Source organism: Bacillus sp. FJAT-49736 (assembly GCF_018343615.1).
Taxonomy (GTDB): domain Bacteria; phylum Bacillota; class Bacilli; order Bacillales; family Bacillaceae_C; genus Margalitia.
Genome location: NZ_JAGYPI010000001.1, coordinates 1,144,054 through 1,156,382, shown reverse-complemented (window position 1 = coordinate 1,156,382; position 12,329 = coordinate 1,144,054). Strand labels below are relative to the sequence as shown.

9 protein-coding genes are annotated in these 12,329 nt (G+C 37.9%); all 9 read right to left on the bottom strand.

All coding sequences use genetic code 11. The features are described from left to right. Positions 1 to 482 precede the first annotated feature (482 nt). The 9 genes from KHA87_RS06150 to KHA87_RS06110 all read right to left on the bottom strand — a co-directional run bounded on the left by KHA87_RS06150 (position 483) and on the right by KHA87_RS06110 (position 12,008). A complete protein-coding gene (locus KHA87_RS06150; RefSeq protein WP_213093211.1) occupies positions 483 to 3,566 on the bottom strand; it encodes an MMPL family transporter in 3,084 nt (1,027 codons plus the stop codon). A 29-nt stretch (positions 3,567 to 3,595) separates the two neighbouring features. Beyond that, a complete protein-coding gene (locus tag KHA87_RS06145) occupies positions 3,596 to 4,099 on the bottom strand; it encodes a MarR family winged helix-turn-helix transcriptional regulator (protein ID WP_249310146.1) in 504 nt (167 codons plus the stop codon). A 287-nt stretch (positions 4,100 to 4,386) separates the two neighbouring features. Continuing rightward, complete coding sequence (locus tag KHA87_RS06140; RefSeq protein ID WP_213093209.1) at positions 4,387 to 5,640, bottom strand: serpin family protein; 1,254 nt, start codon at positions 5,638 to 5,640, stop codon at positions 4,387 to 4,389. A 160-nt stretch (positions 5,641 to 5,800) separates the two neighbouring features. After that, positions 5,801 to 6,259, bottom strand: a complete 459-nt coding sequence (locus KHA87_RS06135; protein WP_213093208.1) for a hypothetical protein — start codon at positions 6,257 to 6,259, stop codon at positions 5,801 to 5,803. Between the two features lie 255 nt (positions 6,260 to 6,514). Further along, positions 6,515 to 7,126 (bottom strand): hypothetical protein, encoded by a 612-nt coding sequence (locus KHA87_RS06130; RefSeq protein WP_213093207.1) that lies wholly within the window; start codon positions 7,124 to 7,126, stop codon positions 6,515 to 6,517. A 148-nt stretch (positions 7,127 to 7,274) separates the two neighbouring features. Further along, positions 7,275 to 7,691 carry a DUF1259 domain-containing protein gene (locus tag KHA87_RS06125; RefSeq protein WP_213093206.1) on the bottom strand — a complete coding sequence of 139 codons (417 nt, stop codon included), beginning with the start codon at positions 7,689 to 7,691 and terminating at the stop codon, positions 7,275 to 7,277. Between the two features lie 164 nt (positions 7,692 to 7,855). Further along, positions 7,856 to 9,034 carry a M20 metallopeptidase family protein gene (locus tag KHA87_RS06120; protein ID WP_213093205.1) on the bottom strand — a complete coding sequence of 393 codons (1,179 nt, stop codon included), beginning with the start codon at positions 9,032 to 9,034 and terminating at the stop codon, positions 7,856 to 7,858. A 19-nt stretch (positions 9,035 to 9,053) separates the two neighbouring features. Then, positions 9,054 to 10,310 (bottom strand): MFS transporter, encoded by a 1,257-nt coding sequence (locus KHA87_RS06115; RefSeq protein ID WP_213093204.1) that lies wholly within the window; start codon positions 10,308 to 10,310, stop codon positions 9,054 to 9,056. Between the two features lie 78 nt (positions 10,311 to 10,388). After that, the gene (locus tag KHA87_RS06110; protein WP_213093203.1) at positions 10,389 to 12,008 is read right to left on the bottom strand and encodes an amidohydrolase; all 1,620 of its coding nucleotides are present in this window, start codon (positions 12,006 to 12,008) and stop codon (positions 10,389 to 10,391) included. Positions 12,009 to 12,329: the final 321 nt, after the last annotated feature.

The window sequence follows — 12,329 nt, the reverse complement described above, 5'->3', positions numbered from 1 at the left end:
GAAAAATATTGTATGTTCCTAGTGGAAAAAATTATTATTTCGTGTTGTGGGGTCATAGAAAAGTGTTAACGTGGATGTAATATGCTTCCAGCTGCAATTTTAATATCTTTTACTTGATTGCATCCAGAGATGTTACATGGAGTTCGTTGAAACCAGTTGATTTATTGCATTTCATATGTATGGACTTCATTTTTAATGTACAGTATGCAAAAATTATCACTTCAAATAAATTACAATATTCGTCATACTTGTAATTCAATTTCCATTTTATTATATATAGTGACAGAGTACTTTGTCTAGTGTTTTTCCAATCTTTTGAATATTAATGATACTATTTACTTAGCTAACTTATTACTTTATTAGAAATTTGTTATATTTTAAGGTTTTCTATATTTTCATTAGGAGAAAACTAAAAAAATATCAGGCGAGAGGATGAAAATGACCTCTCGCCTGTATTCATTTTTGAACTATTCCTCTCTAACTTATATAGCTTTTTCCTTCAAACTCATTTCTTCTTTCTGCTTTCTTGCCCCTACTTTTGCTAAAGCTTCCGGAAGAGCAATTAGGGCCGGTAAGAAGATTGGCAGTAGAATAAAGCAAAGTAAAATTAATCCAGTAATGACTGCAATAGCTAATTCCGATAATAATACGATTCCAGCTGGCATTAATGTGGCGAAGGTTCCGCCAAGTATGATAACAGCTGAAATAATAACTCCACCAGTATGCTTGGAAGCGAGAATAATAGCTTCCTTCTGAGACATATGCTGGTATTCCTTAAAGCGCATCATCAGGAAGATGCTATAGTCTACTCCTAAGGCAACAATGATGATGAAGGAGAAGAACGGTACAAAGGAAGAAATCCCTTCATATCCTAGCAAATCTATAAATATATAATTGATTAGGAACATCGCTGCATAGTAAGCCCCTACAAGTGATGCTGTGATAAATACTGGTGTCCAGAAAGATCTAATTACAAAGAACAGAACAAGAAGGACTCCGATAATAACGATGATCGTTGTTTTATTTAAATCTCTAGACAATACATCGTTCATATCATTTGTGGTTGCGCTGGAGCCAGCCGTACCGCTCTTGGCATCGGAAAGAGCTGTACCATTCAATCCTGATGAAACGGTTTTATTGATTTTGTTAATTGTCGTTAACGCTTCATTAGAATAAGGATCATGACTTAATACAACGGTCATTTTGGTGATTTTTCTATCATCAGACATATAAGCGTCTAAAGATTTTTTAAAATCATTGTTCGTTAGAGCTTCCTTTGGAAGGAAGAAGCTTTTATTCGTATGAAGCTGAGTCAGATACCCATTTGTTTTTCCAAGTCCATCGGAAATTTGCTTAAGCCCGCCGTTTACATCGGAGAGCTTATCTCCAAATACGCTGAATCCATTTAGACCATCTGCAAGCTGCTGTTGACCGGTTTTCATTTGTCCAAGTCCACCATTGACCTCGTTCATATTGGTGACGATCGTGTTGATACCGTTGGATGCTTTTCCTAATCCATCTTTCAGCTTTTTCAAACCGTCCGCCATTTGTGATAAACCAGTACCCATTTGCGCAAGATTCTTATTTGCCGTTGCAAATCCCGATGTTACGGTGTTGTAATTTTTATTTAAAGCTTGAATTCCCTCAGGGGTAATGGGACTTAAAGAGACGGATAACTGATCCATTGTTTGCTTTAATGCTTGATAGTTCGCATCTTTATTCGAATCTGCATAGCTATTTCCTAATGCATTCACCATCAGTTGCATTTGCGATAGTGCACTTTTTACCCCTAGTAACGCCTGGGCAGCCTCTTGATAATGATTACCCATTTCTTTATAACCGCCTTGCATTTTCCCATAGTTATCTGCAAGGATACTTACACCGCTGCTCATCTTAGAAAGATTTGTTTCTATCGTAGCTAAACCACTGCTAATGGTTTGCGGATTACTGGAACCGTCATCTAACCCAGCTTGAATTTGCTTTAACCCATCCGTTAAAGCCGTCATTCCATCTTGAAGCTTCGCTGTACCATCGACCATATCGTTCACCTTCGAAAAGTCTGCAGAACCGAGCTTTTCTTGTGCTTCCTTCAGTCCATCATGAATTTGATCGACGCCGTCCTGTGTTTTCGATATACCCCCAGTAACAGAGCCCATTTGACTATCTACATAAAAATCATCAATCTTGCTACCTTGTGGTTGTGTAACCGATAATACTTTCTTCACACCTTTCACATTTCTAAGCTCATCTGTTAAATGATCAATTACAGCAAGGGATTCATTATTATCCAAAGCTTTGTTATTTTCAATGACTACTGTGGCAGGCATCGCTTGGCCTTTGCCAAAATGATTCGCCACTAAATTAATAGCTTTAGAAGAAGGATATTTATTCCCAAGCTCACCAACCGTATCAAAGTTCAGCTTTTCCTGATGTAAATACACCATTGGTGCAATGATTAACACAATAATGATTGTGACGATTACTGGATGCTTGGTTGCAAAGGAGGATGTTCCCCCCCAGAATTTGTTTTCCTTATGTCCACCCACGCTCTTGGAAGGCCAGAACATCTTCTTTCCTAATACCTTCATAATGAACGGAGTAAAGGTTAAGATTTCCAGCAATAGAATCGTAACACCAATAACAACCACTACACCTGATTTATAAATTGGTGATTCGGAAAAGACAAGGGCAAGAAACGCAATGAATACAGTCAAAATACTATACGCAATTGTTTTACCCGCTGTTTGATAAGTGTTGATAATCGATTGATCTACGGAGTGACCATGTGAAAGCTCTTCCTTAAATCGATTGAAAAGGAGGATGTTATAATCCGTCCCAATTCCAAATAGGATGAGCACTAAGAGCATTTGCGTAAGACTTGTAATCGGAAATCCAGCTTTATCAATTAATTGCGCCGCAATCCCCATCGAAACAAGATACGAAAATGCTACAGCTATTAAGGAAATGAAAGGTGTCACAACGGATCTAAATGCCAGGATTAGTACTACTAGAATAAAGATGACCGTCAATGCGGCACTTTTCTCTACCCCCGCTTGAGATGCCTTCAAATAATCATTATTGATAAATTCTTCCCCGCTAAGATAGTGTTCTGTTGGAACTTTTGTCAGCTTACTGTCCAGCTGCTTTTTGATATCATCTACTTCTCTGCCTTTTTTATCTAGCTTAAAGCTCACCATCAAGGTTGTTTCATCTTTTGATAGTAAAGAGCTTTTTGCATCAGGCATATTGAAAGGATCAATCATGTCGGTTACGCCAAGCTCTTTTTGGCTATCGCGTATCGATTGAACGGCATCACCGATTTTCTGCATTTCATCATTCGAAATTTTGTTTTTATCGTAAAAAACAATCAGGTTATTCGTGCCTTTTGTGGTATCCATCTTTTTCAAGATTTTGTCTGCCTGCACGGATGGACTGCTGCTGCTCGTGCCCTGCTGCCCTTTTTGTCGCAAGATAGCGTTAATGTCTGGCTGTATGACGGTAAGCAATATTGATGCAATAAGCCAAATAGCGAAGATCGCCCACCGTCCTTTAATAATCTTTCTCACACTGTATCCTCCATTTTCCCGTTCAATCTTTATTTTCCTTGTTTGGTTTCACTTGGAAAGAACAATACATCAAAGAATTCATTCCGGTCCATTCCCTCTGCCGCCATTTTTTCCTTCACAGCCGATACCAACAGACCCATACCCTTATGCACTACCTCTTGCTCCTCTTGGCTTAAAAGACTTAATACTCCGATTAATGATTGGTTCCCAATTTCTGATATGCTCTCATTGATTTCCTCTGCTAGTCTATCAGACAAGGAAATATCGACCAACCGTTTGTCTTTTACATTTGGAGTTTTCACAAGAAACCCCTTTGATGTTAGTCTTTCTACGATATCGGAAACCGTACTTTGCGTCATTTTCAGATTTTGCGAGAGCTGTTTAATGCTTACTGTATCATGAGCATACACCTCGCCAATAACCCTTGCTTGCGGAATCGTTACACCATGCTCTTCTGCTTGCTTCTGTAGGCTCTTCATCATATAGCGATGCAAAAAATCAATGGATTCACGAATGAATACAGCATTATCCAATACTTTTATCTCCTTTCTCCAAAAACATCCCATGCGATATATCGTATACGATATATATTATATGCATAGACATTTGCCGTCAATTAAAATATCGTTTTAAAACAATATCACTCTTGTTGGTAGAAAAAGTATAAAAGCTGTTTTGTATCGATTGTTAAAATACAAAATCCGATGAGGCTTTTCTTAAAAGAAGCAATAAAAAAGACGAATCTATACTATGCAGATACGTCTCTTGAACTTTTGATTTACATAATATTATTATTGGAAATAACACCCCGTCTAAACCATTACCTTTTTGCCTCCTGCGGATTCGAGATAGCACCCATAAATAGAATGGTACCGGTACCATCATCTACTATGGTGATGAAAAATGGACGATTGACCTTCATTTGAAATGGTTCTTCGCGACTAGGAGCCCCTTTTGTCATTGCGACAGAGGTTGCTGCAGCTGCCTCAGAACCTTTTTCATCCACATTTAAGAAGGTTTTTTGTTGTACTTTACTAATATAGATGGGGGCGTCCTCCTGAATCATTTTGGAAAAATTCGCATTTGCTGCAAATGCTGACTTCATTCCAAGCTTCTTTAGAGTGTCGTTCAACATCACCTGATAATTCAATTGAAATTTGGGTAGCATAACGGTTCCTGGTCTACTACGGAAATCGAGGTTCCATTCCTTCCAATGTTCAGATGTCAGCATTTTTTCAAATTGATCGAGTGTAGTGTTTTCCTTTGGAAGAAAAATCTTCATGCTCATTTCTCCATTGACATACGGAAGGGAAACTGCCTGAAAGCTATCGTTCTCCATATAATCTAATTCCTCTTTTAGTTTCATAAGCGGAACTTCTTTTATCGATCCATCTTGTAAATGAAAGTTTCTTTTTACCGTATTCTTTTTATCAAATTCATTCTCCCAATTCCCTTTAAAATAGATAGCATTTATTAATAAAGCAATGAAATCAGAATCAGATGAGGGGTCGACGATCTTTTTTATTTTATGATTGGTTGCCCCGCTTACCCAATCATTGATCAAGCTTGGCCATTTGGGATCATTTTTATTGATTTCTTGTATCTTTGCATTATAGTAATCTTTGCTGACTTGGGAAAAGTTCTTTTGAATGTGGTAATTCTTGTCTAACCATATGGAGTTGGCTACATTCAGCTCAATTTTCTTTGTGTGTTGGTGCAGCTTAGCCATTAGGGAGGCATTCGCTTTACTTAGTTCATCCTTATTTAACGCTTCTGTATGCAAAACCTGCGCTATTTCTGCATTTGTCTCTCCATCCGCACCATTATAGACCATTGCTAATGCCAGGAATAAGCTGGTTGGGGAGATAAACGCATTGCCATACTTGTCCTTCTCGATATTTTGCAGCCAATCAAATCCTAATTGGTTTTGCGAAGAAACGATTTTCGTGTAATCATCTTTCCCATATTGGACATTCTTCGCTATCGCTAAGCCATCAGATGCATTATTCGTTCCACAGCCTGTTGCAAATAGAAGCACACTCAACAGCAACAAAGGGACAGACCATTTCTTCAAAATCCTCACCATCCTTTAGGACATTAGACTATGTAGAGAATAATTAGGTTACATTGAAACGTTGCTCTGGATTATGAAATGACTATGTAAAACTTATGGAAACACTTATTTATTTGGAATAGAATTATTTATCCAAGTATCCAATATTGCAATATCATTTTTAATAATTAAAGGTTCTTTTTAATAGGTTCCTTTTAAGATCCGGTGGTATTTTGATGAAGTTCCCATTACTTAAATCTGCAACATTACCACCTTCATAGTAATCGAACTGAAGTAAAATAGCACTGTCATATCGCCTAATGATTAACTTCATTTCCTTTTTCATTGCGCTATTGCGATATTCATTTGGAGGAACCTTTCCTTGTTTCAAACTGCCTTGCAATTTACTAAAAATATACTTTATTTCCTTTTTATCACTACTATCTTTTCCAATAGTCCAACCTTTTTCTTCGTCCCAGTACAGATATTCTATTTTGGAGGGATAAATATAATCAGACCAAGTATTATACGTTACTGCGTTTCTATGAAATAATAATGGATTGAACATAAATTTTTGATTTACGACTAAAATAGTTACTAATATAATTGCTAAACTAATAAAAATCCAAAGCTTTTTCACAAGTTTCCCCCTCATAGTAAATTTTAACTCAAACTAACCTCTTCTTTAGTAGAAATAGAAAGCGATTGCCCATCATAGAACAATCGCACCCCTACAGATGAATAATCATTTTATTTGGAACTATTTTTTCTGATTTAAAATAATTCTCCCTAAACCCATACAAGGTGTCATGATAGCTTCACAAATTAATTAGTTCTAACTGCAGAATCTTGCCCTTAACGTAAGCGAACTGCTTAAAGCTAATATGCCCTTCTATTATTTCTTTCTATCAACTATCGTAATTTTATAGACAAACGCCAATTCCGATTCCTTAATGAAGGTTGGTAATGTCCAGTCCTCTGTTTGAACTACGCTTTGAATTTCATTTTTCGAGGAACCTACCCATGCAGCTAAATAGACAGGTTTTCCCTTTATTAATTTCACTTTTTCCCTTAATATATTACCTTGCGAACTTGCAATTATATTATTTGTTGGCTCCGAAGTCCTTGATAATCCTTCCGTTAAACCGATCAATAAATTTATTCCGTTTCCCTCATGCATGGATTGGACACCGAAAGAAAGGATTCTATTATCAAAGGTTCGTTGTGGTTCATCCCAGGAACTCATTGTTTCATTTGTATTTTGTCCATTCACATATTTTTCGAGTTCCATTTTAAGGTCCTCATTTTTCTTCAGATGACCATTTAAAATGAAATATTCGATGGAGCTGACTCCAGTTTTGCTGACTAGAGTTTGCTCTTTTTTATTTAAAAAAAGTGGTTCAATCGTTAAACCCGCATTTTTTTGTTCCTTTTGCTCTGGTTGTGAGCAGGATGTCAGCAGGATCATTGTCAAAATAAGCATGATGTATTTTCTATATGATTTCAATTATCTTTTACCCCTTTTCCCGAATTCTCTGTAAATAGTATACAATATACTATCCAATATATACCATTACTTTTTCTGCGATGTTTCCATAAACAGATTGGGGGTAGGTTCTACAGTGCAGTGGGGTCGTGTTTTAATAGTTGTGAGATTATTCAGTCGGTACTGGATATTGCTTAAGCCTACTTAGGCAATTGGCCATTTTTTGTGCAAAATGAAGAGGAGGTTCGACAGATTGAAGATGTATATACATTATGACCGGATTGGTATACAACCAATGATTATGAAGTGCACTAATAATAATACCCTGTTGAATCGCTGTATAGGTAAAGGCTGGGATTTCCTCCTCTAAAATGGCCACTTCTGCAATATTGAGTGCATTGCCATTTGAATCCAGTGATTCAAAATTAACATCTACTCCAAGAATGGAACTACTTTTCTTTCCCTGCATCGTTATTTCAAATGGACGTTTAAAGGCAACAGAACAGGATCCATTCCCCTTCTTATGCTTGCCGTTAAGGATATGAGCAAACTGTTCGCACACTGTATCAAAATTACCAGCTCTCATTTTGATTCCTCCTTCCATTGATACATATTCATCAGAAGTGGTTGCTATGTATTCATGACATTGGTAATTCGATAAAACAAATATCTGATTCAAATAGAAAGAGACAAAGCTTTCTCGCTTTGTCCTCTTTGTTCATCTGTTTTTTTGGCTATTGTGGCACTTTCCTAGTTTCGATGCTTCAACCATTCTATAGCTGTATGAACCAAGACAGCGACACCTACCGGTATAACCCCTTCGTCTAGCACAACATTAGGATTATGAAGCGGATAGTTTTTCTCCCCTAAACCGTTGGCACCAGCCCACATAAACATCGTCGGAACAACATTACTAATGTAGGAAAAATCCTCTGTTCCAGCTAATGGTTCCTCATTTACCTGTAAGTTTTGCTCTCCTGTTACTTCTTTTATAAATGGAACCATTTGTTCACATAATTCCTCATTATTATACAAGGATGGAGTAGAGATAGTTTCCAGTGTATAAGTTCCACGCATCATTTTGACCGTTGCATCGATGATTTCCTGTACTCTATTAAAAATATGATTTCGGACATCCGGGTTAAACGAACGTAGTATTGCTTCTAAATAGGCGGTGTCAGGAATAACATTTGCTGCTGTTCCGCCACCCATCTTACCAATAACAAGTACTGCTCTTTCTCCGGGATCGACTTCTTTTCCGACTAATACATTTAATTGATTGTAGACAGCATTGATGATCATTAACGGATCGATAGCTTTTTGTGGCTCAGAGCTGTGTCCACCCTTCCCTTGAACATTCAAGAAAAACCCATCCAAAGAGGAGGCAGCAAGTCCCGGCTTGTAGCCGAATTTCCCAACCTCTAGACTTGGATCAACATGCAAGGCAAGTGCAGCATCCACAGGCGGATTTTCTAATATTCCGTTCTCTATCATGTCCTTTGCGCCAACGCCAATTTCCTCCGCAGGCTGGAACATGATTTTGATGGTTCCGTTAATCTCGTTTTCTCTTTCCTTTAATAATTTTGCAGCACCGAGCATAAATGTCGTATGAATATCGTGGCCGCAGGCATGCATATACTCATTCGTAGATTTAAATGATAAATTCGTATTTTCTTTAATTGGTAAAGCATCCATGTCCCCTCTCAGCAACAATGTCTTCCCATTACCATTGCCAATGGTTACAGTTAGTCCTGCTTTTCCAACTTTTATCGGCTCCATGCCCATGCCTTTTAAAGCTTTTTCCACATATGCAACTGTATTAGGCAGGTCAAATCCTAATTCAGGATGCTGATGGAGATATCTGCGATGCTCGATAAGCTCTTCCTTTATTGATTCTGCGCTTAATAGCGATTCTTGTTTAACAGACATGCTCATTCTCCTTTTCACCTCAAGCTATATTCTCATCCAATGTGTTATTGGTAAATGATGGTTTTGTTTTAACAGATATGAAAAATAGGACAAATTGTACAACAGCAAGGATAATCAATACATTTAGGAGCAATCCATAAGAATGGTTTATATTATACACCGCTCCTGAAACAATCGGTGCGATTGCAGCGCCTAGGGAGATAAAAATAGCGACAACTCCATACTTGCCGGCATATTCTTTCTCGCCATATAGTGCACCTGTTAGATAAGCAGGTGTTACTGTAACTGCTGTAGCACCTACCCCTGAGAAGATAGTATATAGAATAGCGGGAACCAATACATTTGCTTTCATTATGAATAGAAAACTTACAATGCTTCCGGCAGAAATGATTAATACGGTGAGGATTAAGCCTGCCTTGTCGAACACTCTTCCTACTAATAACTTTCCAACGATAACCATTGCGGATCCTAGTGATAATAATAATGCAGCTGTTTCCGCTGTAGCTCCAATATCGGATAAATATGGTGCTAGATTAATTAACATGCTATTAACAACTACTCCACCTACCAGTATGGCTAGGCAAAGGGACCAAAAGGATACAGATTGTAATGCTTTTCGTTGAGATGTACCCGTAAGTACAGTCTTTTGATTTGATTGTATGGATGCACCACCTAATGGCAGCAATCCTTTGTCTGCTGGGTTTAATCTTATGACAAAAATGGACAAAGGTACCAGTACTACAATAATTAATAGCCCAATAAGAAGATAGCCAGATCTCCATCCGTTAGAGATAATTAACGAATTTACTATAGGACTAAGAATCACACCGCCGAATCCTGTTCCAGATAATGCAATACCTAAGCATAGTCCACGTTTTTCATTAAACCAATTGGTAATAAGAACAGAGGCAGGAATCATCGCTCCCCCTGCAAGACCAGCACCCATTAAAACCGCAAATAAATAAAAGTGGATTAATTTTGTAGAAATAGCAAACCCGATAAAGGAGATTCCTCCAAGCAAAATAAATAGGGTTAAATAGGCTCTTACATCCATCTTCCTCATCAGCTTTCCTGCTATTGGCCCGGTAACCATGGACGCTAATGCCATGATAGTAAAATAGTTCATAAACTGGGATCGTTCAAATCCAAGATCTTTTGTAACAGGCAACGTAAACAGGGAAACTAAGTTGGCAATCGGAGCATATATCAATGTCATCAATAAAAACGTTACTACTACTATCCACCATCCGTAAAAAATCTTCTTCTTTTCCTTCATTTCATCCCATCCTTTTATTTAATTGTCCGCTTATTTATATTTTTTTACTTTTGCCTATCAAAACTATTTTTCTAGTAATTATTTGTCATTTGTTGTCCGTTGGTAGACTAGACTTCCGCCCATATAGGTTTCCGTTACTTGAAGTTGATCTAGCTCCTCTGAAGGTATTGTTAATATATCATGATTTAAAACTATGAAATCAGCATGGTAGCCAGGTGAAAGCTGACCAATATCAGGAATGCGTGTAATTTCTTGAGCTGCTCGTGTATATAGGTTAATCACTGTTTCAATGTCTAGCTTTTGATCCCGTCCTGTGTCTGTTCCATCATAGGCTAAGCGTGTAACAGCAGATTTCATTGCTACAAATGGATTCACAGGCTCAGCCCAAGCAGTCGCAGGCGCATCGGAGGAAAAGGCCAATTGGATTCCCTCTTCTAACATAGATTTAAACGGGTACGTCCTCTTTGTCCGTTCTTCCCCTAAATTTTTCAGATAGCTTTCAATTTCCGCATATAGAAAAATTGGTTGAGATACAATGGCTATCCCTGTCTCTGCTGCACGCTTTATCGCTTGTGGTGTTGGCATTGCGGCATGTTCTATTCGGATCGATGGTCCATCCTGTAGCCATCCTTTTTGACCATAGAAGGTGTCAATGACCAAATCAATTGCCTGTTCACCCATCGCATGCACGACAAGCTGAATTTGATGCTGCTTTGCTGCTTCTGCGGCAGCTAATAGGATTTCAGACGTTGTTACTTGAATACCGTAGTTTTCTTCTTGTCCTATAAAAGGTGGATTGACCCAAGCTGTTTGACCAGACACACTGCCGTCCGAAAATAATTTGATTCCACCGATATGGACTTGATTTTCTCTAGCTGTCTTCTGCATATCAATCATGTTCTTTTTACCTACATCTTCCCAAACATAGTACAAAACAGTACGTTGTCTAAGACCCTTTTCAGCTGCTACTTGATACATTTGCAAATAGTCATTTGGCTCTGATTTTGCCATCAGCTCTGTAATGGCTGTAATGCCGTATGAAAATAATTCTTGGCTAAGGTCAGCAAGTAATACAGCATCTTCCTCTAACGATGTTTTTGGCATGATCTGCTGAACGAGATCCTTTGCACTTTCCCTCAACACACCTGTTGGCTCCCCCTGTTCATCCCGATCAATTGCTCCACCTGGAGGATTTGGTGTATTCTTTGTAATTCCAGCTAATTCTAACGCTTTACTATTAACGGAAATAATATGAGCACAAGTTCTTGTAATAATAACCGGGACATCTGGTGCAACCTTATCTAAATCCCAACGTGTCGGTGCCCTGCCCTCTAATAGCTTACCTTCATCATATCCCCAGCCTTCTATCCATTCATTCTTTTCCTTTGAATCACGTACCATTTGAATTTGTTTCTGTAGATCCGAAATGGAACATACAAGTGGTGGAGTACACGCTATTTGCTTGGAGGCACCTGCTAAAAACAATGGATGCAAATGAGCATCTATCAAACCGGGTATTACTCTGCGTCCCTTTAGGTCTACGCAGTTTCCTTCCATCTTCTCCAACTGGGCTTGATCGCCAATCCAAGCAATCCTTCCGTCACGTACAACCATTGCATTTGCATAAGGCTGTTTCGGATTGGAAGTAAATATTATGCCATTTATAAATGTTTGAACAAAGTTGTTAATGTAACTCATGTTAATACTCCTTTCCATTTTCACAATTGAAACCGTTTACAATATTTGGAGTAAGTAAAAGGAGCTTCCTTTTTGGTTTACTCGAATAATTATGTTGCAATATTCATGCCAACTTTTTAAATCTAGGAGAAACTGTTTTTTCAAAATAAGAAGAGTTAATTAGATGAGTAATTAGTAAAAATTATTTTACTTCTGTAAAAAATTTTTTACCAAAAAGGCTAGTTAAAATGATTCCATGGCGTAGCGACATTATTGGAGTTGGTTTTCATTCTGGGATACGGTAAAAAATCGGAGTGATTAAGCAGCAATTAATAAAAATGA